This is a genomic window from Pseudomonas sp. Choline-02u-1, assembly GCF_002836515.1.
Classification (GTDB): domain Bacteria; phylum Pseudomonadota; class Gammaproteobacteria; order Pseudomonadales; family Pseudomonadaceae; genus Aquipseudomonas.
Genome location: NZ_PJBC01000008.1, coordinates 35,853 through 61,211 on the forward strand (window position 1 = coordinate 35,853; position 25,359 = coordinate 61,211).

A 25,359-nucleotide genomic window follows, 5' to 3' on the forward strand; every position below is an offset into this window, starting at 1 on the left:
GCCGACGCCCAGTCCGAGCATGTCCGATAAAATAGAACTTCGCGCAGAGGTGCCGTCCGAATTGGGCGGCCAACGCCTCGATCAAGTCGCCGCCCAACTCTTCGCTGAGCACTCGCGCTCGCGCCTTTCCGCCTGGATCAAAGAAGGTCGCCTGACTGTGGACGGGGCGGTGATCCGCCCGCGCGACATCGTGCATGGCGGTGCCATCCTTGAGCTGACTGCCGAGCAGGAAGCCCAGGGCGAGTGGATCGCCCAGGACATCGAACTCGACATCGTCTATGAAGACGACGACATTCTGGTGATCAACAAGCCTGCGGGCCTGGTGGTGCACCCGGCTGCCGGTCACGCCGATGGCACGTTGCTCAATGCCTTGTTGCACCACGTGCCGGACATCATCAATGTTCCGCGTGCCGGCATCGTCCACCGTCTGGACAAGGACACCACCGGTCTGATGGTGGTGGCCAAGACCATTCAGGCGCAGACCAAACTGGTCGCGCAGTTGCAGAGCCGCAGTGTCAGCCGCATCTATGAATGCATCGTCATCGGTGTAGTCACGGCCGGCGGCAAGATCAACGCGCCGATCGGTCGTCATGGTCAGCAGCGCCAGCGCATGGCGGTGATGGAGGGCGGCAAGCCTGCCGTCAGCCACTACCGCGTGCTCGAGCGCTTTCGTTCGCACACCCACGTGCGGGTGAAGCTTGAGACCGGGCGGACCCACCAGATCCGCGTGCACATGGCGCACATCAACTTCCCGTTGGTCGGCGACCCGGCGTACGGCGGGCGTTTCCGCATTCCGCCAGCGGCGAACCCGACCATGGTCGAATCGCTCAAGCACTTCCCGCGTCAGGCCCTGCACGCGCGCTTCCTCGAACTCGATCACCCGACGAGCGGTGAGCGGATGAGCTGGGAATCGCCGCTGCCGGAAGATTTCGTCTGGCTGCTGACCCTGCTCAAGCAGGATCGCGAGGCCTTCGTCGGATGAACTGGCTGACGCCGGACTGGCCTGCGCCGGCCAGCGTCAAGGCCTGTGTCACCACCCGCGAGGGTGGTGTCAGCGAGGCGCCATTCGACAGCCTGAATCTGGGCGATCATGTCGATGATCGTCCGCAGGCCGTCGCCGAGAACCGTCGGCGTCTGACTGATCACTTCTCCATACAGCCTGCCTGGTTGCAGCAAGTGCACGGGATCACCGTGGCGCAAGCTGATCCGGGCACCGTTGCGACTGCAGATGCCAGTTGGACAGACAAGCCCGGTATCGCCTGCACGGCCATGACCGCCGATTGCCTGCCGGCATTGTTCTGCAATCGCGCCGGCACTCGGGTGGCGGCAGCGCATGCCGGTTGGCGCGGGCTGGCGGCGGGTGTGCTTGAAGCCACCCTCGACAGCCTCGATGTTGCACCTGAGAACGTGCTGGTCTGGCTCGGCCCGGCCATCGGCCCGCAAGCCTTTGAAGTCGGCGCGGAAGTTCGCGACGTCTTCGTCAATCAGTTGCCGGAAGCGGCAACGGCTTTCGTGCCGAGCGACAACCCCGACAAGTTCATGGCCGACATCTATCAGCTGGCGCGCTTGCGTCTGGCCGAACGGGGTGTGACGGCGGTTTACGGCGGCGGTTTCTGCACCGTGACCGATCCGCGCTTCTTCTCCTATCGCCGTGCGTCGCGCACCGGTCGCTTTGCCTCCCTCGTTTGGCTCACCCGCTAGACTCTCTGATCTGCATCAACCCTCCGACGCTTGAATCTTGCAGAATCGACCGCATCTATAGCGGTATCTGGCAGGTTTCTTTATTCAGGATGGTTTCTTAGGTCCGGCCTGCTCAAAAGGAAGGTGACCCATGCGTATAGACCGTTTAACCAGCAAATTACAGTTGGCCTTGTCCGACGCCCAGTCGTTGGCGGTAGGCCACGATCATCCGGCGATTGAGCCGGCGCACTTGATGCAGGCCATGCTTGAACAGCAGGGCGGTTCGATCAAGCCGCTGCTGATGCAAGTAGGCTTCGACGTCAACAGCTTGCGTAAAGAGCTGACCAAAGAGCTCGACCAATTACCTAAAATCCAGAACCCGACCGGCGACGTCAACATGTCGCAGGATCTGGCGCGCCTGCTCAATCAGGCCGACCGTCTGGCTCAGCAGAAGGGCGATCAGTTCATTTCCAGCGAACTGGTGCTGCTCGCCGCGATGGACGAGAACAGCAAGCTCGGCAAGTTGCTGCTCGGCCAGGGCGTGAGCAAGAAAGCTCTGGAAAACGCGATCAACAACCTGCGTGGCGGCGAAGCGGTGAATGACGCCAACCACGAAGAGTCGCGGCAGGCGCTAGATAAATACACCGTCGACCTGACCAAGCGTGCCGAAGACGGCAAGCTAGATCCGGTGATCGGCCGTGACGACGAAATCCGCCGCACCATTCAGGTTCTGCAACGACGCACCAAGAACAACCCGGTGCTGATCGGTGAGCCTGGCGTGGGTAAAACCGCGATCGCCGAAGGGCTGGCTCAGCGCATCATCAACGGCGAAGTGCCGGATGGCCTCAAGGGCAAGCGCCTGCTGTCGCTGGACATGGGCGCGCTGATTGCCGGTGCCAAGTATCGCGGTGAGTTCGAGGAACGCCTGAAAGGGTTGCTCAATGAACTGTCGAAACAGGAAGGGCAGATCATTCTGTTCATCGACGAATTGCACACCATGGTCGGCGCCGGTAAAGGCGAAGGCTCGATGGACGCCGGCAACATGCTCAAGCCTGCACTGGCGCGCGGTGAGTTGCACTGCGTCGGCGCGACCACGCTCAACGAGTACCGCCAATATATAGAGAAGGACGCGGCGCTCGAGCGACGTTTCCAGAAAGTCCTGGTGGATGAGCCGAGCGAAGAAGACACCATCGCCATTCTGCGTGGCCTCAAGGAACGTTATGAGGTCCACCACAAAGTGGCGATCACCGACGGCGCGATCATCGCCGCTGCCAAGCTCAGCCATCGCTACATCACGGATCGGCAGCTGCCGGACAAAGCCATCGACCTGATCGATGAGGCCGCCAGCCGTATCCGCATGGAGATCGACTCCAAGCCGGAAGTGCTAGATCGTCTGGAGCGGCGCCTGATTCAATTGAAGGTGGAATCCCAGGCGCTGAAGAAAGAGAGCGACGACGCGGCGAAGAAACGCCTGGAAAAACTTCAGGAAGAAATCGAGCGTCACGAGCGTGAATACTCCGACCTCGAAGAAATCTGGAACTCGGAAAAAGCCGAGGTGCAGGGTTCTGCGCAGATCCAGCAGAAGATCGAACAGTCGCGTCAGGAACTGGAAGCCGCGCGCCGCAAAGGCGACCTGAACCGCATGGCCGAGTTGCAGTACGGGGTGATCCCGGATCTGGAACGCAGCCTGCAAATGGTCGACCAGCACGGCAAAAGCGAAAACCAGTTGTTGCGCAGCAAGGTCACTGAAGAAGAAATTGCTGAAGTCGTGTCGAAGTGGACTGGCATCCCGGTGTCGAAGATGCTCGAAGGCGAGCGCGACAAGCTGATGAAGATGGAGAGCCTGTTGCACAAACGGGTAATCGGTCAGGAAGAAGCGGTCGTGGCTGTGGCCAACGCTGTGCGGCGTTCACGGGCCGGGCTGTCCGACCCGAACCGTCCAAGCGGCTCGTTCATGTTCCTCGGCCCGACCGGTGTCGGTAAAACCGAGCTGTGCAAAGCGCTGGCCGAATTCCTCTTTGATACCGAAGAGGCGATGGTGCGGATCGACATGTCCGAGTTCATGGAGAAGCATTCCGTGGCTCGTCTGATCGGTGCGCCACCGGGCTACGTCGGCTATGAAGAGGGCGGTTATCTGACCGAGGCCGTGCGTCGCAAGCCGTACTCGGTGATCCTCATGGACGAAGTCGAGAAGGCGCATCCGGATGTGTTCAACATCCTGCTGCAGGTGCTTGAGGATGGACGCCTGACCGATAGCCACGGGCGTACGGTGGACTTCCGCAACACGGTCATCGTGATGACGTCCAACCTCGGATCGATGCAGATCCAGGAGCTGGTCGGTGATCGTGAAGCGCAGCGTGCGGCAGTAATGGACGCGTTGACGTCGCACTTCCGGCCAGAGTTCATCAATCGCGTGGACGAAGTGGTGATCTTCGAGCCGCTGGCGCGCGATCAGATTGCCGGGATTACCGAGATCCAGTTGGGTCGTCTGCGCAGTCGTCTGGCCGAGCGCGAGCTGAAGCTGGAGCTGAGTCCGGAAGCGATGGACAAGCTCATTGCCGTCGGTTACGACCCGGTGTATGGCGCACGGCCGTTGAAGCGTGCGATTCAGCGCTGGATCGAAAACCCGCTGGCGCAGTTGATCCTGTCGGGTCATTTCATGCCGGGCGACACCGCCACCGGCAAGGTCGAGAACGACGAAATCGTTTTTGGCTAAGCCTCAGCGGCAATGAAACCGGGAAGGCCTCGCATTGCGAGGCCTTTTTTTCGCCAGGCTGTTGAACTCAAAGGAAAAGGCTTGTAAAGTGCGCCCCGCAGTCAGTCACCGACAGCGTTTCAATCCACTGGGTTGAAAACTGAAATAAGTTGCAAATCATTAACTTGAAAGCAATTTAGGGGGTTGACAGAGGTGTTCTAGGTTGTAGAATAGCGCGCCTCAGACACACGAACGCAGCGATGCGAAACGGTGTCGAGAAGCTTCAGGTTTCACTGTTGTAAATTGAAATATGTAGTTCCGTGATAGCTCAGTCGGTAGAGCAAATGACTGTTAATCATTGGGTCCCAGGTTCGAGTCCTGGTCACGGAGCCAATTTCAAACCGGGGTATAGCGCAGTCCGGTAGCGCGCCTGCTTTGGGAGCAGGATGTCAGGAGTTCGAATCCCCTTACCCCGACCATTTTTGGGTCGTTAGCTCAGTTGGTAGAGCAGTTGGCTTTTAACCAATTGGTCGTAGGTTCGAATCCCACACGACCCACCATTTTTGAAACCAGTTAGCGCTGGGATCGAATCTTAAGATCAGAGGCCAAAAGCGCTGATCGAAGAAGGCGATCTTTGAAAGGTCGCCTTTTTTTTACCGGGGTATAGCGCAGTCCGGTAGCGCGCCTGCTTTGGGAGCAGGATGTCAGGAGTTCGAATCCCCTTACCCCGACCATATTGAAAATCCTCGTATCGAAAGATACGGGGATTTTTTTTGCCCGGCGAAAGCCGAATCTCTTCAAGTCGTCATACAACTGGCCGATAGCCCGCTAACACGAGGGGACTGCCAACACTTCACCCCTTGATCTAGCCATTACAAGAATAAGGGCGTTCGTCATGTTGCTTCGTCAGTTGAATATTGCACCTCGGGCTGCCCTCGGATTTGCCTTGATCGCGGTGTTGGTGGCCTTGCTCGGGGTTTTTGCGCTGGGGCAGATGTCGAGCATTCGCGACAGCGAGGTGGCGGTGGAGAACCGCTGGTTGCCGAGCATTCGTGGCGGCGACGAGATTCGTGAACTGATGCTGCGCATCCGAACCATCTCCCTGCGCATGGCGCTCGATCAGGATCCGGCCAACATCGCCACCTATCGCGGCCAGATGGACACCCGCGACAAGGAGCTGAGCGAGAAGATCGCCGCCTACGACAAACTGGTCGACACTGCCGAAGGCCAGCAACTTTATGACCAGTTCAAGAAAACCTTCGCCGCCTATCGCACCGGTATTGACCAGTCATTTACCCTCGCCGAGCAAGGCAAACGTGACGAGCTGACCAAATTGCTGCTCGTCGACATGAAGACCGTGGTCGACGGCTCCGGCAAACAACTCAACGATCTCGCCGATCTGTTCGCCCGCCAGGTCGCCGCCGAAAGCGAGAAGTCCGCTGCGCATTATGAAACCTCGCGAACCATCGTCAGCCTGTTCATTGGTTTGGCTGCGCTGGCCACGGTGGCCCTGGCGATGTTGCTCACGCGCAGTATCGTGCGGCCGCTGAGCAGCGCCGTAAGCGCCGCAGAAAGCGTGGCTCAGGGTGATCTCACCCGACCGATCGAAAGCCATGGCAACGACGAAGTCAGCCGCTTGCTCAAGGCCCTTGCGACGATGCAGCAGAACCTGCGGGAAACGCTGCAAGGCATCAGCGGCTCGGCGACGCAACTGGCCACCGCCGCTGACGAGTTGAGCGCTGTCACCGTCGACAGCACCCGGGGCTTGCAAGAGCAGAACAACGAAATCGAGCAAGCCGCCACTGCAGTCAACCAGATGACCGCTGCGGTGGAGGAGGTCGCGCGCAACGCGGTGTCGACGTCCGATGCCACGCGTCAATCCAGTCAGTCGGCTCAGTTGGGCCAGGAGCGTGTCAGCGAAACCGCCAGCGCTATCAATGCGCTGGCCAGTGATGTGCAGAACACTGAGGAACTGGTGCAGTCGCTGGCCAATCAGTCACAGGACATCGGCAAAGTGCTCGATGTAATCCGCGCCATCGCCGAGCAGACCAACCTGCTGGCGCTCAATGCCGCCATCGAAGCGGCTCGCGCAGGTGAAAGCGGGCGTGGCTTTGCGGTGGTGGCTGACGAGGTACGTGCACTCGCGTATCGCACTCAGCAATCGACTCAGGAAATCGAGCAGATGGTGCAGGGCATGCGCAGCGGTTCGAGTCTGGCGCTGGAGTCAATGCAGGCCAGCGCTTCCCGTGCAGCAAGCACTTTAGCCTTGGCTGAGCGGGCGGGTGAGGCATTGGTGACGATCACGGCGTCGGTGCACGAGATTCACGAGCGCAACCTGGTGATCGCCAGTGCGGCTGAGGAACAAGCGCAAGTAGCGCGGGAAGTGGATCGCAACCTGGTGAATATTCGCGACCTGTCGGTGCGTTCCGCTGCTGGCGCTGATCAGACAAGCGCATCAAGCCATGAGCTGTCGCAACTGGCCAATGCCCTGCAGGGCATGGTGCGACGCTTCCAGCTCTGATCCACAACCTATGAAAAGCCCCGCTCGCTGCAGGGCTCGGAATAAAGATCAGAGGTGGGAGCGAGCCTGCTCGCGAATGCGCTGGATCTGCGAGCAGCATGTTGCCTGCCCCACCGCCATCGCTGGCAAGCCAGCTCCCACGGATGTTGGCCTTAGTGCAGCTTCAAACGCGGCTCGGTGCCACGGCCAATCTTGCTCCCCAGCATCAGCATCGCCGTGCGGAACGGCCCGTACAGCGCCATCTGGTGCATGCGGTACAGCGACACATAGAACATCCGCGCCAGCCAGCCTTCGAGCATCACGCTACCGGTCAGGTTACCCATCAAGTTACCCACGGCAGAAAAACGCGACAGCGAAATCAGCGAGCCGTAATCGGTGTATTTGTACTCCGGCAGGGTCTTGCCTTCGATGCGCAGTTTCAGCGACTTGGCCAGCAGCGAAGCCTGCTGATGTGCCGCTTGTGCCCTCGGCGGTACGTTGCGATCGGTGCCCGGTTGCGGACAGGCCGCGCAGTCACCGAAGGCAAAGATGTTTTCATCACGGGTGGTTTGCAGGGTTGGCAGCACTTGCAGCTGATTGATGCGGTTGGTTTCCAGACCGTCAATGTCCTTCAGGAAACCCGGCGCGCGAATACCGGCCGCCCAGACTTTCAGGCTGGCCTTGATCTCGCTGCCGTCGGCGGTGATCAGGCTGTCGGCGGTGACCTCGCTGACCGACGCATTGGTCATCACGTTGACCCCGAGCTTTTCCAGCGTCTTGTGCACCGGCCCGCTGATGCGCTCCGGCAGGGCGGGCAGTACCCGTGGGCCGGCTTCAATCAAAGTGATGTGCATGTTTTCCGGTTTGATCCGGTCCAGACCATATGCCGCCAGTTCATGCGCCGCGTTATGAAGTTCTGCCGCCAGTTCAACGCCTGTGGCGCCGGCGCCGACGATGGCCACGCTGATCTGCTCGACCACATCGGTCTGCCCGGCATGGGCGCGCAGATAGTGATTGAGCAATTGCTGATGGAAGCGCTCGGCCTGTTTGCGCGTATCGAGGAACAGGCAATGCTGCGCCGCGCCCTGGGTGCCGAAATCGTTGGTGGTGCTGCCGACGCTGATCACCAGCGAGTCATAAGCCACTTCACGCGCCGGCACCAGCTCGACGCCGTTTTCGTCGTAGGTTGCGGCCAGCTGGATTTTCTTCTGCGCGCGATCGAGCCCGCTCATGCGCCCGAGCTGGAACTCGAAGTGGTTCCATTTCGCCTGGGCGACATAGTTGAGTTCGTCTTCGGAGGAGTTCAGAGATCCGGCGGCCACTTCGTGCAGCAGCGGTTTCCAGATGTGGGTCAGGTTCGCGTCGACCAGCATGATGCTGGCCGTGCCGCGCTTGCCCAGAGTCTTACCCAGACGGGTAGCCAACTCCAGACCGCCGGCGCCGCCGCCGACAATGACAATACGATGGGACATAGGGATAACTCGCAAGGTTTTTAAAGGAAATCTTTGTGGTCACCCGAGCGAGCGCGAGGCTGCTCATAGCGTCAGGTAACTGATAAATCGGCTCAACAGGCCCAGACCAATGGTTACTGCCAGCACCAGCACCAGGAGCATCCACGGCCGGAAGGGCCGGCGCTCGACACGGTGTTGGGACAATTGCAGGTACTCTTCGACATGCTTTTGGTCTTCGGGGTTCAGGCGGCTGGTCATATTTGCCTCGTCAGGTAGACGTTACTGAATGAACACAGGCTACAGCGGTTTTCAGCCGGGGTGGAACGCAGCAAAGCCGCTGTCCGGAACCGGTTCGACGCACACGCTATCGTCGAGGCGAATGATGCCGCTTTGTAACACCCGGGCGGTGATTCCGCCATGCCCGCGCACGGCTTGAAAAGTGCCCGGGCCAAGGTTGTTCTGCAAACGTGCGCAAGGCTGACACCAGCCAGTGGTTTCGAGTATTGCCTGCCCGATGCGAAAGCGCCGCCCCTTGAGGCTAAACAAATTGATTCCGCTTATAACGAGATTGCGCCGCAAATCTTCAGGCCGGATCGGTTCGTCATCGGGGCGGCCCATCAAGGCGTTGATCACCGCCAGGTGCTCCCACTGAATCAGCGTGACCTGCCGCGCATTGCGAACGCCGGGGCGGGCGTGATCGCCGGTGAGCCCGGCTTCCAGGCGCGCCTCAACCGCGTCGAGCTCCAGCATCGGCCCTCGGGATTCGGGCCGCACGCCGATCCAGCGCACGCGGCCCGACTGGGGAACATCGGCAATCAATTGCTGCAGCGGCGTCACAGGCTGATGCCCACGTCGAAGACGATGCTACGGCCGAGGTTGCTGCGCAGAAAGTCCGGTGCGTCGGGGTGTGCGAACAGCACGCGGGCGAACGTCGGGCCGACCAGCGACAGCGAGCGCCAGCCCTGACGCAGATATTCGGTCGGTGGCGGAAAATGACTGTTGAGGTCCAGCACTTCGCGCTTGAGGCTGGCGAAGGCGATGATGTCCAACTCACCCAGATCCATGCCGCGTTCCTTGTAGTTATGTGCCTTCTTGCGCAGGGTCGGCGCCAGGCGCAGGAGGAATTCATTGGCCGGGATGCGTTTTGGCTTGGCTTCGCGGCGCACCAGTTGGCTTAGAGAGAAGGCGCTGCGTCGGCGCTGCAGTTCGTCGCGCCATTCATCGTTGAGGCGGCGGCCTTCATCGAGGACGAAAAAAACTTCGAAATTGGCATCGCGAAACAACACGTCCGGCGGCTCGCCGGCCGGGGCGAACTCGTCGGTACGGTAGGGGATATTCAAGCCTTGCAACAGGCGCTGGCAGACCCAACGCTCACGCTCCCATTTGCGGGCATTGGACAGGAAAGCGTTGGCTTGCTCGGCCGCGATGGTCAGCAGGCGTAAATAATCTGAATCATCCATAAGCCCAAGCTTAGCGTCCAAATGCGACATGCAGATAGCTTTGCATCGGCCCAGACATAAACGTCGCGCGATTGCGCCCTTGTAGGAGCTGCCGAAGGCTGCGATCTTTTGCTTTTATAAACAAGATCAAAAGATCGCAGCCTTCGGCAGCTCCTACAAAAAACGTGTCGAGTGGCAGGTGAGGGAATCATGATCGGTGCCGAACTGCTTTCAACGGCAAGCCTGACGCTCGGCTGGCTGATTTATCTGCCGGTGTTGCTCTGGGCGATCGTCCGCGCGCCATGGGTCGAGCTGTTCAGCGACAGCCGCCGGCAGCATTTGCTCTTCGGTACGGTGTTCGCGCTGTTCCTGCTGTGGCTGGTGCGCAGGGATTTCGATACCGGTGTGTCCTATCACTTCATTGGCATGACGGCGGTCACCCTGCTGCTCGATTGGCCGCTGGCGATCATTGGTGGACTGGTCGCGCAGGTGGGGCTGGTGCTGTTGGGCCGTCAGGATCTGGCTGCGGTCGGCGTCAATGGCGCTTTGCTGATTCTGCTGCCGGTGCTGATCACCGAGTGCGTGGCGATTCTGGTCGAGCGTGCGCAGCCACGAAATCCGTTCGTTTACATCTTCTGTTCGGGCTTTTTCGCCGCCGCGTTGTCCGGCCTGTTGTGTCTGATCCTGAGCCTGACACTGCTCTGGTACGACGGCCTCTTTGCCATGCCGGAATGGCTGGAGGATTTCGTCGGTTACCTGTGGTTGCTGCTGTTCCCCGAAGCTTTTATCAACGGCATGGTCGTCAGCGCGTTGGTGGTGTTCTGCCCCGAGTGGCTGGAGACCTTCAACCGCACCCGTTACCTGTCGGCACCGTGGAAAGACGACGATCCGAAATCCTGATCCACATCGAACCGCCGTGCTCGCGGGCTTTATACGCGCCTGGACGGCGATCAGTGACGCGGGTCGAAATCGCCGGAAAACAGTTCGTCTTCAGCATCCGGGGCGACTGGAATCTTGTGTTCTTCCGAGGCCCAGGCGCCGAGGTCGATCAGTTTGCAGCGGTCGGAGCAGAACGGACGGAATTTGTTCGCCGGGGTGAACTCGACGGGGGCGCCGCAGGTTGGGCATTCAACGGTTGGAATCTGGCTCATGCTTGGCCTCCGGATAAAGTCAGGTAAAAGTGATGCAGGCGCTCGACCTCGCTGTGCAGCCACGCGAGGTCACGGTCGTTGACGATGACATCGTCGGCGCGGCTTAGGCGGTCTTCACGGCTCGATTGCGCCTTGAGGATCGCCTGCACTTGTTGTTCGCTGGTCTGGTCACGCTGCAGGGTGCGTTCGATCTGCAGTTGTTGCGGCGCATCGATGACCAGGATGCGCTGGGTCATCGCATATTGCCCGGACTCGATCAGCAACGGCGAAACCAGAATCGCGTAAGGCGATTTTGCCTGCGCCAGATGATGAGCGATTTCTTCGCCGATCAGCGGATGCAGCAGCGCTTCGAGCCAACGCCGTTGTTCGGCGTCCTCGAAAATCAGCGTGCGCAGGGCGGCACGGTCCAGCGTGCCATCGGCCTGCAATACGCCGGAACCGAAATGTTCGGCGATCTTCGCCAGCGCCGGACGCCCCGGCTCGACCACCCAGCGCGCCGCATGATCGGCATCCACCACATGCACACCGAGGTCGATGAAGTGCTGGGCCGCCGCGCTTTTACCGCTGCCGATGCCGCCGGTCAGGCCAAGAATCCAGGGTTTTTCCACAAGGGTATTCATTTCAAACCGACAGACTGCCAATAGAAGTCGGTTATTTGACCACCCCAGAGCAAGGCAATCCAGCCGGCAATTGCCAGAAAGGGCCCAAACGGGATCGGCGCCGAGGTTTCCTGAGCGCGCAGACGCAGCATGACGACACCCAAAATCGCCCCCACCAAGGAAGACAGAAGAATCGTCAGCGGCAGGATCTGCCAACCACCCCACGCCCCAAGCAGGGCCAGCAGCTTGAAATCGCCATGACCGATGCCGTCCTTGCCGGTCAGCAGTTTGAACAGCCAGAACACCGACCACAGCGCCAGATAACCCGCGACCGCGCCCCACAATGCATCGGGCAACGCCACGAACACGCCGAAGCTGTTGACGATCAGCCCCAGCCACAGCAACGGCAGCACCAGCACATCGGGCAGCAGTTGATGTTCGCAGTCGATCAGACTCATCGCCAGCAAGCCCCACGTCAGCAAAATCAACAAACCTGCCGGCCAGCCAAAGCCCAGGTGCCAGGCGATGAATGCCGAGAGCAGGCCGCAGGCCAATTCGGTCAGCGGGTAACGTTTGCTGATCGGCGCCGAGCAGGCCGAGCAGCGACCGCGCAGGCACAGGTAGCTGAGCAGCGGAATGTTTTCCCACGGCCGGATCCGATGTCCGCAATGCGGGCATGCGGAATGCGGCAGCATCAGGTTGTAAGTCGGCACAGGCGTTTCGGTGGGCAGGCCGAGCACATCATGGGCTTGCTGGCGCCAGTCGCGCTCAAGCATCTTCGGCAGACGCCAGACCACCACATTGAGAAAACTCCCCACCACCAGCCCGAGCAGCAGCGCGGTGACCACAAAGGCCAGCGGATACACGGCAAACAGTTCGTCGATAGGCATGTCAGATCGCTGAGCCGAGTTGGAAAATCGGCAGATACATGGCCACCACCAGACCACCGACGATGACTCCCAGCACCACCATAATGAACGGCTCCATCAGGCTGGTAAGGTTGTCGACCATGTTATCGACCTCGGCTTCATAGAAGCCGGCGACCTTGTCGAGCATGTCATCCAGCGCCCCGGACTCCTCGCCGATGGCGGTCATCTGCACCGCCATGTTCGGAAACACACCGGTGCTGCGCATCGAGAAATTCAGTTGCATGCCGGTCGACACGTCTTGACGAACCCGCAGCACTGCACGCTTGAACACCACGTTACCGGTGGCGCCGGCGACCGAGTCGAGCGCTTCCACCAGTGGCACACCGGCTGCGAATGTGGTCGACAGCGTTCGGGCAAAACGCGCGACGGCGGACTTGTACATCAAAGTGCCCACCAGCGGCAGTTTCAGCAGCCACGCATCACGACGGTCGCGCAGGGCCTGTGAAGTCTTCAGCGCGTGGCGAGTACCGAAAAACGCCGCCACCAATACCAAAAGAATCGCCCACCACCACTGTTGCATGAATTCCGACAGGCTGATGATCATCAGGGTGAAGCCGGGCAGTTCGGCACCGAACCCGGAAAACACCGACTGGAACTGCGGCACCACTTTGACCAGCAGAATGCCCGTTACCACAGCCGCCACCAGCACCACGGCGGTGGGGTAAGTCATGGCTTTCTTGATCTTGGCCTTGAGCGCTTCGCTTTTTTCCTTATAGGTCGCGACCCGTTCGAGCAAGGTGTCGAGGGCGCCGGACTGTTCGCCGGCGTCGACCAGGTTGCAGTACAACTCGTCGAAGTATCGCGGCTTTTTGCGCAGGGCGGTGGCAAAGCTGTTACCTGCCGCGACCTCCTGTTTGACCTCATCGACCAGCTTGCGCATGGCCGGGTTTTCGAAGCCTTCACCGATGATGTCGAAGGACTGCAACAGCGGTACACCAGCCTTCATCATCGTTGCCATCTGCCGGGTGAAAAGGGCGATGTCCTGCGGTTTGATGCGTTTGCCCAAGGTCAGCAGGGACGCTGATTTCTTGCGCACCTTGCCGGGGTTGATCCCCTGTTTACGCAACTGCGCCTTGATCAGTGCGGGATTCTGCCCACTCAATTCTCCAGTGACCTTGCTGCCTTTGCGGTCTGTGCCTTCCCAGGCGTAAACGCTGACTTTCGCTGCCTTGACCGCCATGTTCAATCCTTGGTGACCCGGTTGATTTCCTCAAGGCTGGTGATGCCTTGCATGGCCTTGTGCAGCCCCGAAGTGCGCAGATCGGCGAAGCCGTCGCGACGCATCTGAATGTCGATTTCCAGCGAATTGCCCTCGGCCATGATCAGCCGTTGCAGGTCCGGTGTGTTCTTTACCACTTCATAAATCCCCACGCGTCCTTTGTAACCGCCGTTGCAGTGATCGCAACCGACCGGCTCGTAGATCGTGAAATGGCCGATGCGTTCCTCGGGAAAGCCTTCCTTGAGCAAGGTTTCGTGCGGGATTTCCAGCGGCCGCTTGCAGTGCGCGCACAACTTGCGCGCCAGACGCTGGGCGATGATCAGGCTGACCGAGGTGGCGATGTTAAAACCGGGAATGCCCATGTTGTGCAGGCGCGTGAGGGTTTCCGCCGCGCTGTTGGTGTGCAGGGTCGACAGCACCAAGTGGCCGGTCTGCGCAGCCTTGATCGCGATCTCGGCGGTTTCCAGGTCGCGGATCTCGCCGACCATGATCACGTCCGGATCCTGGCGCAGAAACGAACGCAGCGCCTGGGCGAAGTCCAGCCCTTGCCGAGGATTGACGTTGACCTGGTTGATGCCTTCCATGTTGATTTCCACCGGGTCTTCGGCGGTGGAAATGTTGATGTCGACGGTGTTGAGGATGTTCAGCCCGGTGTACAGCGACACGGTTTTGCCGGAGCCGGTGGGGCCGGTGACCAGAATCATCCCTTGCGGCTGTTTCAGCGCAGCGAGGTACAAGGCCTTTTGTTCGGTTTCGTAACCCAAGGCGTCGATGCCCATTTGCGCACTGGACGGGTCGAGAATCCGGATCACCACTTTTTCACCCCACAGCGTCGGCAGGGTATTGACGCGGAAATCGATGGATTTGCTTTTTGACAGACGCATCTTGATGCGCCCGTCCTGCGGTTTGCGCCGTTCCGAAATATCCAGACTGGCCATTACCTTCAAACGCGCGGCAATGCGCCCGGCCAACTGGATTGGCGGCTTGGCCACCTCACGCAGCATGCCGTCGGTGCGCATGCGCACCCGATAGTTTTTTTCGTAGGGCTCGAAATGCAGGTCGGAAGAGCCGCTCTTGATCGCATCGAGCAGCATTTTATGCACGAAGCGCACGACCGGGGCGTCGTCCGCATCGAGGCCGCCGATAACGTCCTTTTTGCTGTCATCGATGGATTCGACGTCGAGGCCGTCGAGATCGACATCGGCCATTTCTTCCAGGCCCGAGGTGTGGCTGTCGAAGAACTTGTCGATGGCGTCGCTGAGCTTGTCGTCCTCGACCAGAATCGCTTCGGTGCTCAGGCCGGTGCTGAACTGGATGTCGCTGATCGCCTGCTGATTGCTCGGATCGGAAAGCCCCACGAACAGTTTGTTGCCGCGCCGCCACAGCGGCAGGGCGCAGTGCTGACGAACCAGTTTTTCACTGACCAGCCCCTTGGGCTGGGTTTCTTTGTCCAGGCAATGCAGATCGAGCAGGGCCATGCCGAAATGTTCGGAAGCGATCTCGGCGATCTGCCGGCTGTTGACCAGTTTGTTGTGCACCAGGTAATTGACCAGCGACACACGATTGCGCTGGGCCTGCGCCCAGGATTGCCGGGCACTTGTTTCCGTGAGCAGTTCGGCCTGGACCAATTGCTTGGCCAGACCGCTCAGAGCGATGTCATTCATGGGGATCCCGCACGCTTGCCGTTCATGACTTATAGCCTAGTCAAGTGACAGCGCCAAACACGGCCCGTGCAGGTGACAAAAAGTGTCAGATAGTGCGGTTACAGGTTGTAGGAAACGGCACAGCGGATTGCGCGCGCCCAGCGGGCGGGGCCTGAAAGGCGTTGGCATGGGCTGTGCTGAGCCTTGTTCAGATCATGAGATTTCGACTCATGCATGGAGCGTGTTTATGAAAAAACAACAAGGTTTCACATTGATCGAGCTGCTGATCGTTGTGGCGATCATCGGTATTTTGGCGACGATCGCCCTGCCGCAGTATTCGAAGTATCAGGCGCGGTCGAAGGTGACGGCGGGGTTGGCGGAGATCAGTGCATTGAAAGTGCCGTTCGAGGACACGATCAATCAGGGCACCGCGCCGAGTCTGGCCAACGTGGCTAACGGTACGACTGCCACTTCCAACTGTACGTTGGCAGTCACGGGTACAGCGGCGACTGGCGAAGGTTCGATTACCTGCACTCTGCTCAATGCACCGGGTCCGGTATTGGGGAGAACCGTGACTCTCTCTCGTTCCGGTGCTGCTACGGGTAATACCTCCGGAGTATGGACCTGCGCGACAACCGTAAACTCGGACTACGCTCCTCGAGGCTGCACGGCCAGCGGTGCGTAATCACGTTGCTGTCCGAACTGGAAATGCCCCGCACTGCGGGGCATTTTCGTTTCAGACCCCTTCACAAAAGCTCCAATAATTTCAGCGACTTATGAACTTTCCGGAAAACCGCAACTTGCATGTGAATTTCACTCGAGTCATGCATTTTGCATGAAAATGAAATTCACGGTTTTTCATAACTCATTGTTTTTAAACGATTTTATACGACGGAAAAAGTTGGCACAGCGTTCGCACTATCTCCGGTAACCCTGCTGACAAGCGTTACAGCAGACTTCCAGTAAAAACAGGAGTTACTCGTATGAAGAAGTTCGCTATCACTGCCGCTGCTACCGCTCTGACCCTGACCATGGCTGGTGGCGCTTTCGCCCAGACCACTCAGGCTACCCAGTCGCCAATGGTTCTGGCTGCCGGTGAAATGACTCAGGCCAAAGAAGCTACTTCCGACACCTGGATCACTACCAAAGTGAAAAGCGATCTGGTTACCGAAAAAGGTATTCCAGGCACCGACATCAAAGTCGAAACCAACAAAGGTGTAGTTTCCCTGTCTTCTGACGTAGCTGTTACCGAAGCTCAGAAAACCACCGCTGTGAACATCACCAAGAAAATCAAAGGCGTTAAAGCGGTCTCCGCTGACGGCCTGAAAGCCGAGTAAGGCAAGACTTCTCGCCTGAACCGGGAGAAGACGCGACAGACGGGCCGAGCAATACGTCTGCCGCAACTTTAGAGTTCATGCGAACGGTCACACGGATGTGACCATTACAGGCCCCGGCACTTGTGTCGGGGCCTGTTCTATTTGGAGACTCAAAAGATCGGACGATCTTTTGATCTTCTCAGTTACCGCGTTTGCTGTTGATCTGCCGCAGGCGGTTACCTTCAAAGCGCAGGTATTGGTACATGCCGTTGTTCGGGCCGTAGGACCATTCCTCGACCTGAAACTCCTCGCGGCGATTGGCACTGCGCTTGTAGCCAAGCACGTCACGGCTCACCGGCTCTCCACACTTTTGCAGCACCTCGCTTGCGCGGTCGCCGAGGCTGATCAACTGGCTGCCACAGCGCAATGTATCCGAAGCCGACGCGTGGCCGGCGGCGCACGTCAGAGCGAGCACCGCCAGCCAGTTACGCACGGTCATTCTGCATCCAGGTGCATTTGTGTAACCACGCGGCCATCGCTTTCGGCCTCGCCGAGGTTGGCGTCGATGAAGTAGACGCGGTCATCCTCGAGCTTGCCCTTGTCGACCAGGTAATCCTTGATGGTGCTGGCGCGATCCTGGCCCAACTGACGCAGCAGCACATCGCTGCCGCTCCAGAACGCGATAACGCCCTGGCGCATTTTCGCCGTGCGTTCCTCTTTGCCCAGGTCTTTCCATTCTGCCGGTGGCTGGGTTTTCAGGCGGGTGCGGTAGATGCCTTCGAGCAAGGCTCCTTTCTCGCTTTCAGGTACTTGCAGCAGTGAGGCCTGGGCCGGGACTTTGTCGCCACGGCGCTGAAGCATCTTGTAGTAGTTGTACTGATATTCACGTTCGAGACGTTGCTCGGCCAGCAACGGTCCGTCACTGCTTTTTGCGGCAGTGCCTTCGATCTCCAGGCGCAGCGCCGGACGTTCCTTGAGTGCTTGCGACAGTTTCACCAGCGCCGCTTCGGCGTCTTTGTTCAAGTCGCTGGAACCCGGCGCGAAGGATACGGTGCCGAGGTCTTCGGAGCCGCCGCCACTGACCAGTCCGCCAATCATCTTGAACGGTGCGGCGGCGGCCTTGACGATCAGGTTGCGCAGCGTCTGCCAGACGATCGGCATCACGCTGAACTGCGGATTATTCAGATCGCCGGTCACCGGCAATTCGATGGAGATCTTGCCGTCGACATCCTTGAGCAGGGCGATCGCCAGTTTAAGCGGCAGACTCACCGCATCGGGGCTGTCGACTTTCTCGCCCAGTTGCAGTTGCTCGACGACAACTTTGTTCTCAGCCTTCAATTGACCCTTGGTGATCAGGTAATGCAGGTCAAGGTTGAGCCGGCCCTTGCGGATGCGGTATCCGGCGAATTTGCCGGAGTAGGGCGTCAGGGTCGTCAGTTCGACGCGCTTGAAGCTGGTGGCGATGTCGAGACTGGCCATCGGGTCGAACGGATTGACCGCACCCTTGATAGTCACCGGCGCGTAGCGGTCGACCTTGCCTTTGATGTCGACGCTGGCCGGTTTTGCCTGACGGCTGTCGATAGTGCCGATCTGGCCGTTGAGCTGCTGCACGGCGGTGGCGAAATTCGGGGTCAGGCTGAAGTCGGCGAAGTTGGCCGAACCGTCGTTGATGGCGATCGCACCGATGTGAATGCCCAGCGGTTTGTCCTTGCCGACTGGTTTGGTTGCGGTGCTTTTTGCTGCGCTGTCGGCCGGTTGCGGGATCAGCAGGTCATCGACGTTGGTGGTGCGATCGTCGTTGATCATGAATCGCACATAGGGCTGCAACAGGTTGACCTTGTCGATCGACAGGCTGTTGCCGTGCTGATAGTTGATGCCGTCCACCACCACTTGCTGCCATTTGAGAAAGTCGCGGGTCTTGAGCGTATCGAGGGTGTGCAGTTGATCGATCTGCGCGCGGCCGGTGACGCTGAGCGCCAGTGGTTCGGTGCTTTTCAGGTCGACCTTGAGGTCACTGCCGAGCATGCCGCTGCGCAGCTCCAGACGAATGAACGGGTTGATGTAGGACTGCGCGACGCGCAAGTCGACGTCTTGGGTTTTTACGTTGAGTTGCGCGTTGACCGGGGCCAGATTCACCGTGCCGTCTGCGCTGATCTTGCCTTGTTTGCCCAGGCCGCTGTCGAGCTTGATTTTGAAAGGCGAGGCATTGAGGCTGTCGAAATCCTGCAGGTCGACGTTCAGCGGGGTGATGTCCAGCGCCACCGCCGGTTGCGCCGAACGATCAGCGAGATGGACCGTGTAGTTGCGCAGTTGCACGTCCTTGACCAGCACCTGCCATGGCTTGCTCGCTGCAGTCGATTCAGGCTTCGGCGAGTCGGCGGCAGCCGGGGCATCGGCCGGTTCGGCGGCGGCTTTGGCAGCAGGTTTCGAAGGCTGACTGGCGAACAGCTTCTGCCAGTCCAGTTGTCCGTCGGCTTCCAGCGCGGCCCAGGTTTCCAGTTTGTTGCTGCGGATCTTGCCGACCACCACTTGCTGCCTGGCAAGGTCCAGCGAGGTTTCGCTGACGTCGAGACGTTCGAGCCTGGCCAGTGGGCGTCCATCCGGGGCCTTGATGGCGAACGGAGCGATGCTCACCGCAACGTTGTTCAGCAGTAATTCGGTCTGTTTCGACAAATTGAGTTTGTACTCGGTGCTGAGGCTGACTACGCCGTTTTCCAGCACCAGCGGCACCGCGTCGCGTACGTAAGGCCAGAAGGATTTCATCTGGCCATCGGTGACTTTCAAGGTACCTTCGGAGGTGAACGGGATCAGGCTGAAGTTGCCAGTCCAGTCGATCTGTCCGCCAGCGGGGCCGATCGCGACGAGGGTCATGTCGGCGCTGTCCTCGGGCAGAGTGCTGAGGTTTTTCAGCTCGAAACTGAGATCGTCGTATAGGAATTCGATCGGCTCGCTGGGGCGCACATCTTCGAAATGCACAACGCCGCCGGCCAGTTTGATGTTGTCGATGCGCAGCGGAAACGGCTTGGCGTCGGGATCGGCGGGTGTGGGCTCACTCGGCGGCACGTTGAACAGACCCAGCAGGTTGAGCTTGCCGTCCTTGGCAAAAAGGATTTCGCTCTTGGGTTTGTCCAGTTCGATGTCCGACAGGTGCAGCGCCTTGGTCCACAGGCTGTCGATTTGCAAGTTGGCATAGAGGCGATCGAAGCCGACCTGCTCCTTGCCCGGCTCGCCGATGACCAGGCCCCACAAGGTGACCTCAAGGCTGAACGGGTTGAGCTCGATGCGCTGCAGATGCGCTGGCACCGTCGCGTAGTTCGCCAGTTGCTGGTTGACCACGCGCAAGGCAATGCCCGGCAGGATCAGAAACCCCAGCAGGCTGTAGAGGGCCAGGGCTGTCAGCAGTGCGCCAATCGCGCGAATCAATCCTTTGGGCATGTGCGGCTTCATCTGTCTGAATCGGAGTGCCTTGGAGTATGGCACGCGATTCTGGTTCCGAAGTGCTTGATGTGGGCCAGGATTGTTCAGAAATCTCTGTAGGAAAATATTCCATGTTGGGGCGGCGTGCTCGCGAAGCCGTCGGATCAGGCAGCCTTTTTGATGACCGATACACCGCTTCCGCGAGCAAGCTCGCACCCACAATGGAGTGTGGCTAATCGTGAATCGGCAATCACAGTTGCAAAATCAACGTCTTCAACGGCGGTTGTTGATCCTGCGAAGGGAAGTCGGCGCCCGGGGGCATCACGCTCCACTCGCGCACCGGCCGCCCGGCCTTCTCGGCGCAGCGCAACACTTGTTCGCGCCAGTCGTCCATGCTGACTTTCGCCAGGTTGTTGCAGCAGATCAGCACGCCGTTGTCGGCGGTGGTCAGTAGCGCCGGTTTGAGCAGGCTTTGATAATCGCGCAGCAGATCGACCGTGCCGAACGCGCTTTTCGCCCATGCCGGCGGGTCGAGCAGCACCAGATCGTATTGGCGCTGTTCGAGGCGCTGATAGCTCGGCAGTTTCTGCCCGCGCCGTTGGCTGATCGGCAGGCCGGCGAGTTGGCGGATGGCTGGAAAGTAATCGGATTGAATGAATTGCATCGGCGGCAGTTGCGGGTTGAGTAAGCCGTTCTCACGACCAACCGCCAGATTGCCCTCGGCGAAATCCAGATTGCACACTTCGCGCGCACCGCCCGCCGCAGCGCTGAGACCAACGCCACAGGTATAGGCGAACAGGTTGAGCACGCTTTTGCCTGGCGCGTGATCCTTGACCCAGCCGCGGGTGTTGCGCAGATCCAGGAACAGCAGCGGATCCTGCCCGGCATGACGCCCGCGCACGCGGTAGTTCAGGCCCCATTCATGCCCGACCAGATCGGCCAGTGCAGCGTCATCGGCTTTATAGACGCTGTCTTCGCGATCGATCCGCGAATTGCCACGGGAGCGGTCGTTGTAGACCAGCAGGCTGTCGAAGCCCAGCGTCTGGTTGACCATGGCGTGCAGTTGCAGCAGATCATCACGTTCGAGCGTCTGGTGAAAACTCTGCACCAGCAGTTGCGGGCCGTAGCGGTCGATGGTCAGGCCGCCGGCACCTTCCTGGCTGCCATGGAACAGCCGATAGCAATCGGTGCCCTGGCTGTGCAGCGCAGCGAGCAGGTCCTGGCGTTGATCGAGGGCGGCGCGCAGCGCCTGATTCAAGGAAGACATGCGGGCGCCTTGCTGAGGGGAATTGGGGCGCGGGAGTTTAACAGTTTGCCGGGGGATCGCGTGATGGCCTTCGCGAGCAGGCTCGCTCCCACAGTGCAATGCGATCACCTGTGGGAGCGAGCCTGCTCGCGAAGCTTTTGAAGCTATTGATTCAAACGCTTGTCGACCAGATCCTGCACCACACTCGGATCAGCCAGGGTTGAAGTGTCGCCTAGACTGTCGAGTTCATTGCAGGCAATCTTGCGCAGGATTCGCCGCATGATCTTGCCCGATCGGGTTTTCGGCAGCGCCGGCGCCCACTGAATCAGGTCTGGTTTGGCGAAGCTGCCGATCTCCTTGCTGACGTGCGCCAGCAGGTCTTTTTTCAACGCTTCGTTGGCCTCGGTGCCGTTCATTGGAGTGACGAACGCGTAGATGCCCTGGCCTTTGACGTCGTGGGGATAACCGACCACGGCGGCCTCGGCGATGCTGTCGTGCAGCACCAGGGCGCTCTCCACTTCGGCGGTGCCGATGCGGTGACCGGAGACGTTGATGACGTCGTCGATGCGTCCGGTGATCCAGTAATCGCCGTCCTCGTCGCGGCGGGCGCCGTCGCCGGTGAAGTAATAGCCGGGATAGGGCTTGAAGTAGGTATCGATCATCCGCTGCGGATCGCCGTAGACGCTGCGAATCTGCGCCGGCCAACTCGACTTGATCGCCAGCACGCCGCTGCCGGCACCTTTGATTTCCTTGCCGACTTCGTCGAGCAACACCGGTTGCACGCCGAACATCGGTTGCGTCGCGCAGCCGGGCTTGATTCGTTGGGCACTGACCAGCGGGCTGAGCATGATGCCGCCGGTTTCTGTCTGCCACCAGGTGTCGACGATCGGGCAGCGCTGTTCACCGACGGCATTGAAATACCATTCCCACGCTTCGGGGTTAATCGGCTCACCGACGCTGCCGAGCAATCTGAGGCTGGCGCGCGAAGTTTCCTTCAATGGTTCGGCGCCTTCACGCATCAACGCACGCAGGGCGGTCGGCGCGGTGTAGAAAATGTTCACCTTGTGCTTGTCGATCACTTGCCAGAACCGCGAACTGTTTGGGTAGCTCGGCACGCCTTCGAACATCAATGTCGTCGCACCGTTCGCCAGCGGCCCGTAGACGATGTAACTGTGGCCGGTAACCCAGCCGACGTCGGCGGTGCACCAGAACACTTCGCCGTCGCGGTAATCAAGCACGTATTTGAAGGTCATCGCTGCTTGCAGCAAGTAGCCGCCGGTGGTGTGCAACACGCCTTTGGGTTTGCCGGTGCTGCCGGAGGTGTAGAGGATGAACAATGGGTCTTCAGCGTCCATTGGTTCCGGCGGGCAGTCGTCGCTGGCCTCACGCACCGCCTGGTGATACCAGAGGTCGCGGCCTTCGACCCAATCGACTTGGCCTTGAGTGCGCTCGACCACCACCACGGTGCTGACGTTCGGGCAACTTTGCAGGGCTTTGTCGACGTTATTTTTAAGTGACACAAAGCGGCCGCCGCGCACGCCTTCATCGGCGGTGATCACGGTGCGGCAGTCGGCATCGAGAATCCGGTCGCGCAGGGAATCCGGAGAAAAGCCGCCGAACACCACCGAATGAATCGCGCCGATTCGCGCGCAGGCGAGAATGGCGTAGGCGGCTTCGGGAATCATCGGCATGTAGATGCAGACCCGATCGCCTTTCTTCACGCCACGGCTTTTCAGCACGTTGGCCAGCCGGCAGACGTGGTGATGGAGTTTGTTGTAGGTGATCTGCGCCGATTCGCCAGGGTCATCGCCTTCCCAGAGCAGGGCCGTCTGCTCGCCGCGTTGGTCAAGGTGACGGTCGATGCAGTTGTAGCTGACGTTGAGCTTGCCGCCGGCAAACCAGGCCGCTTCACCGGTTTTCAGGTCATAGCGCTGCACGGTCTGCCACGGTGTGCTCCAGTCGAGAAAACGTGTGGCCTGCTCGGCCCAGAAAGCGCTGGGGTGTTCAATCGATTCGCGGTACAGGCGCCGATACTCGTCCTGGCTCAACTGAGCAGCCTGGCGCACGGCATCGGCTTTGGGGAACGTGCTGATATCGAACATGACGATTCCTTATTCTTGTGGTGCGACACGAATAAAGATGCGCCGAGAGGGCGAAGGGTTCAAGCCTGAACAGGAAGTCGATGGCGATCATGGAATTCAGGCATACACAGAACAACTGTGGGAGCGGGCTTGCTCGCGAATACGGTGTGTCAGTCAACAAAGAGGCTGAATGATTCACCGCGTTCGCGAGCAAGCCCGCTCCCACATTCGGACCATGTTGACCACAGTTTTGTGACCAACTTAGTCATATCACCCGCGATGACGCCCGCGGAAGTAGTTGATCAGGCCCTGAGTCGAGGCGTCATCGGCAACGGTTTCATCGCTGCCGACCAGACGGTTGTAGACGCCTTTGCCCAGCTCCTTGCCCAGTTCCACGCCCCACTGATCGAAGGCATTGATGCCCCAGACCACGCTCTGCACGAACACTTTGTGTTCATACATGGCAACCAGTGCGCCGAGGCGACGCGGACTGATGCGCTCGACCACCAACGTGTTGCTCGGACGGTTGCCCGGGATCACCTTGTGCGGCGCAAGTTTGCGCACGTCGTCTTCGCTCATGCCTTTGTCGCGCAGTTCGGCTTCGGCTTCTGGCAGGGTCTTGCCGAGCATCAGTGCCTGGCTCTGCGACAGGCAGTTGGCGTACAGCCACTGATGGTGGTCGGAAACCGGATTGAAGCTGACGATCGGCACGATGAAGTCAGCCGGAATCAGCTGGGTGCCCTGGTGCAGCAACTGGTGGTAAGCGTGCTGACCGTTGCAGCCGACGCCGCCCCAGATTACCGGACCGGTATCGGTCGATACTGAGGTGCCGTCCTGACGCACGCTCTTGCCATTGGATTCCATGTCCAGTTGTTGCAAGTGCTTGGTGATGTTGCGCAGGTAGTGGTCGTACGGCAGGATCGCGTGGCTTTGCGCGCCCCAGAAGTTGCCATACCAGACGCCAAGCAGGGCCAGAAGCACCGGCATGTTCTGTTCGAACGGCGCGGTCTGGAAATGCTGGTCCATGGTGTAGGCACCGGACAGCAGTTCCTTAAAGTTGGACATGCCGATGGCCAGGGCAATTGGCAAACCAATCGCCGACCACAGCGAGTAACGGCCGCCAACCCAGTCCCACATCGGGAAGATGTTTTCTTCGCGAATACCGAACGCCACGGCTGCCGCGTTATTACTCGAGACGGCGATAAAGTGACGATACAGCTCGGCTTCCGAACCGCCCTGCGCCAGGTACCACGCACGGGCAGCCTGGGCATTCTTCAGGGTTTCGAGGGTGTTGAACGACTTCGACGAAACGATGAACAGCGTGGTCTCGGCGCGCAGTTTCTGCGTCAGCTCGTGAAACTCACTGCCGTCGATGTTCGCCAGATAGTGGCAACGCACGCCTTTCTGCGCGTAGGAAAGCAGCGCTTCGGACACCAGTTCGGGGCCAAGGAACGAGCCACCGATGCCGATGTTGACCACGTCAGTGATCGGCTTCTCGGTGTAGCCGCGCCACAGGCCGTCGTGGATGCGGCCGACCAGATCGGTGATCTGGTTGAGTACCTTGTGCACTTCCGGCATCACGTTGACGCCGTTGACCGACAACTTGTCGCCGACCGGGCGGCGCAGGGCGGTGTGCAGGGCCGGACGGGCTTCGGAGGCGTTGACGATTTCGCCGTCGAACAGCGCTTTGATTGCGCCCTTCAGATCGACTTCGTTGGCCAGACCCACCAGCAGGTTGCGGGTCTGGGCGTTGATCAAATTCTTAGAATAATCGAGAAACAGGCCGCAGCTGCTGAGAGTGAACTGATTGAAACGCTGCGGATCGGCGTTGAAGGCTTCGCGCATGCTGAAATCCTGCATCGCTTGGCGGTGATCTTTCAACGCTTGCCAGGCGGGCAGAGCGGTAACGTCGTGAGGAGTGCGGTAGTACGCCATCGCTGCGGTTTTCCTTTTTACTTGAACGGCCTTTTGAACACGGTACAGATCAACCATG

The 25,359-nt window shown here is 59.6% G+C and carries 21 protein-coding genes and 4 tRNA genes; 11 read left to right on the forward strand and 14 right to left on the reverse strand.

What is annotated here, in order from left to right; translation table 11 throughout:
* Positions 1-19: 19 nt before the first annotated feature.
* From rluD to CXF97_RS07555, 8 genes are all read left to right on the forward strand, one after another.
* Positions 20-982, forward strand: a complete 963-nt coding sequence (rluD, locus tag CXF97_RS07520; protein ID WP_042610487.1) for a 23S rRNA pseudouridine(1911/1915/1917) synthase RluD — start codon at positions 20-22, stop codon at positions 980-982.
* On the forward strand, positions 979-1,701 hold the full coding sequence (pgeF, locus tag CXF97_RS07525) for a peptidoglycan editing factor PgeF (protein WP_101157599.1): 723 nt from the start codon (positions 979-981) through the stop codon (positions 1,699-1,701). Before rluD ends, pgeF begins: the two co-directional genes overlap by 4 nt.
* A gap of 130 nt (positions 1,702-1,831) precedes the next feature.
* Positions 1,832-4,396, forward strand: a complete 2,565-nt coding sequence (gene clpB, locus CXF97_RS07530; RefSeq protein ID WP_016773142.1) for an ATP-dependent chaperone ClpB — start codon at positions 1,832-1,834, stop codon at positions 4,394-4,396.
* Positions 4,397-4,692: 296 nt separating this feature from the next.
* Positions 4,693-4,768 (forward strand) — tRNA-Asn (locus CXF97_RS07535).
* A gap of 9 nt (positions 4,769-4,777) precedes the next feature.
* Positions 4,778-4,854, forward strand: a tRNA-Pro gene (locus CXF97_RS07540).
* Between the two features lie 5 nt (positions 4,855-4,859).
* Positions 4,860-4,935: transfer RNA gene (locus tag CXF97_RS07545), tRNA-Lys, on the forward strand.
* A gap of 97 nt (positions 4,936-5,032) precedes the next feature.
* Positions 5,033-5,109: transfer RNA gene (locus CXF97_RS07550), tRNA-Pro, on the forward strand.
* A 161-nt stretch (positions 5,110-5,270) separates the two neighbouring features.
* Positions 5,271-6,896, forward strand: a complete 1,626-nt coding sequence (locus CXF97_RS07555; protein ID WP_101157601.1) for a methyl-accepting chemotaxis protein — start codon at positions 5,271-5,273, stop codon at positions 6,894-6,896.
* Between the two features lie 152 nt (positions 6,897-7,048).
* Here the strand turns inward: CXF97_RS07555 and CXF97_RS07560 are convergent, their stop codons facing one another.
* The 4 genes from CXF97_RS07560 to CXF97_RS07575 form a co-directional block, all read right to left on the reverse strand.
* Complete coding sequence (locus CXF97_RS07560; protein WP_101157603.1) at positions 7,049-8,347, reverse strand: NAD(P)/FAD-dependent oxidoreductase; 1,299 nt, start codon at positions 8,345-8,347, stop codon at positions 7,049-7,051.
* 63 nt (positions 8,348-8,410) lie between these two features.
* Entirely contained in the window at positions 8,411-8,584 is a 174-nt protein-coding gene (locus CXF97_RS07565) for a DUF3094 domain-containing protein (RefSeq protein ID WP_007909875.1), read from the reverse strand.
* Positions 8,585-8,635: 51 nt separating this feature from the next.
* Complete coding sequence (locus CXF97_RS07570; protein WP_101157605.1) at positions 8,636-9,163, reverse strand: MOSC domain-containing protein; 528 nt, start codon at positions 9,161-9,163, stop codon at positions 8,636-8,638.
* Positions 9,160-9,786 carry a DUF1780 domain-containing protein gene (locus tag CXF97_RS07575; RefSeq protein ID WP_101157607.1) on the reverse strand — a complete coding sequence of 209 codons (627 nt, stop codon included), beginning with the start codon at positions 9,784-9,786 and terminating at the stop codon, positions 9,160-9,162. The genes CXF97_RS07570 and CXF97_RS07575 overlap by 4 nt, the downstream gene beginning before the upstream one ends.
* Positions 9,787-9,975: 189 nt before the next feature.
* On the opposite strand from CXF97_RS07575, the gene CXF97_RS07580 reads away from it, so the two are divergent.
* Positions 9,976-10,665: an energy-coupling factor ABC transporter permease gene (locus tag CXF97_RS07580; RefSeq protein ID WP_101157609.1), complete on the forward strand. Its 690-nt coding sequence runs from the start codon at positions 9,976-9,978 to the stop codon at positions 10,663-10,665.
* A 50-nt stretch (positions 10,666-10,715) separates the two neighbouring features.
* On the opposite strand, the gene yacG is transcribed toward CXF97_RS07580, so the two are convergent.
* Genes yacG through pilB form a run of 5 tightly spaced genes read right to left on the reverse strand, consistent with a single transcriptional unit; the run spans position 10,716 to position 15,327 of the window.
* Positions 10,716-10,916: a DNA gyrase inhibitor YacG gene (gene yacG / locus CXF97_RS07585; RefSeq protein WP_016773149.1), complete on the reverse strand. Its 201-nt coding sequence runs from the start codon at positions 10,914-10,916 to the stop codon at positions 10,716-10,718.
* Positions 10,913-11,536 carry a dephospho-CoA kinase gene (gene coaE, locus CXF97_RS07590; protein ID WP_101157611.1) on the reverse strand — a complete coding sequence of 208 codons (624 nt, stop codon included), beginning with the start codon at positions 11,534-11,536 and terminating at the stop codon, positions 10,913-10,915. The genes yacG and coaE overlap by 4 nt, the downstream gene beginning before the upstream one ends.
* Positions 11,533-12,405, reverse strand: a complete 873-nt coding sequence (locus CXF97_RS07595; protein ID WP_101157613.1) for an A24 family peptidase — start codon at positions 12,403-12,405, stop codon at positions 11,533-11,535. The genes coaE and CXF97_RS07595 overlap by 4 nt, the downstream gene beginning before the upstream one ends.
* A gap of 1 nt (position 12,406) precedes the next feature.
* Positions 12,407-13,624 (reverse strand): type II secretion system F family protein, encoded by a 1,218-nt coding sequence (locus tag CXF97_RS07600; RefSeq protein WP_101157615.1) that lies wholly within the window; start codon positions 13,622-13,624, stop codon positions 12,407-12,409.
* A 2-nt stretch (positions 13,625-13,626) separates the two neighbouring features.
* The gene (gene pilB / locus CXF97_RS07605) at positions 13,627-15,327 is read right to left on the reverse strand and encodes a type IV-A pilus assembly ATPase PilB (RefSeq protein ID WP_101157617.1); all 1,701 of its coding nucleotides are present in this window, start codon (positions 15,325-15,327) and stop codon (positions 13,627-13,629) included.
* Between the two features lie 226 nt (positions 15,328-15,553).
* Here pilB and CXF97_RS07610 point away from each other — a divergent pair, with 226 nt between their 5' ends.
* On the forward strand, positions 15,554-15,991 hold the full coding sequence (locus CXF97_RS07610) for a pilin (protein WP_101157619.1): 438 nt from the start codon (positions 15,554-15,556) through the stop codon (positions 15,989-15,991).
* Positions 15,992-16,289: 298 nt separating this feature from the next.
* Positions 16,290-16,643 carry a BON domain-containing protein gene (locus tag CXF97_RS07615; protein ID WP_101157621.1) on the forward strand — a complete coding sequence of 118 codons (354 nt, stop codon included), beginning with the start codon at positions 16,290-16,292 and terminating at the stop codon, positions 16,641-16,643.
* A 178-nt stretch (positions 16,644-16,821) separates the two neighbouring features.
* Here CXF97_RS07615 and CXF97_RS07620 read toward each other — a convergent pair whose 3' ends face one another.
* From CXF97_RS07620 to pgi, 5 genes are all read right to left on the reverse strand, one after another.
* Entirely contained in the window at positions 16,822-17,121 is a 300-nt protein-coding gene (locus CXF97_RS07620; RefSeq protein ID WP_101157623.1) for a DUF2845 domain-containing protein, read from the reverse strand.
* Positions 17,118-20,069: a DUF748 domain-containing protein gene (locus CXF97_RS07625; protein ID WP_101157625.1), complete on the reverse strand. Its 2,952-nt coding sequence runs from the start codon at positions 20,067-20,069 to the stop codon at positions 17,118-17,120. The genes CXF97_RS07620 and CXF97_RS07625 overlap by 4 nt, the downstream gene beginning before the upstream one ends.
* 220 nt (positions 20,070-20,289) lie before the next feature.
* Positions 20,290-21,306, reverse strand: coding sequence for a class I SAM-dependent rRNA methyltransferase (locus CXF97_RS07630; protein WP_101157627.1), 1,017 nt, complete (start codon positions 21,304-21,306; stop codon positions 20,290-20,292).
* A 143-nt stretch (positions 21,307-21,449) separates the two neighbouring features.
* Positions 21,450-23,387 carry an acetate--CoA ligase gene (acs, locus tag CXF97_RS07635; RefSeq protein WP_101157629.1) on the reverse strand — a complete coding sequence of 646 codons (1,938 nt, stop codon included), beginning with the start codon at positions 23,385-23,387 and terminating at the stop codon, positions 21,450-21,452.
* A gap of 249 nt (positions 23,388-23,636) precedes the next feature.
* Positions 23,637-25,301: a glucose-6-phosphate isomerase gene (gene pgi / locus CXF97_RS07640; protein ID WP_101157631.1), complete on the reverse strand. Its 1,665-nt coding sequence runs from the start codon at positions 25,299-25,301 to the stop codon at positions 23,637-23,639.
* Positions 25,302-25,359: the final 58 nt, after the last annotated feature.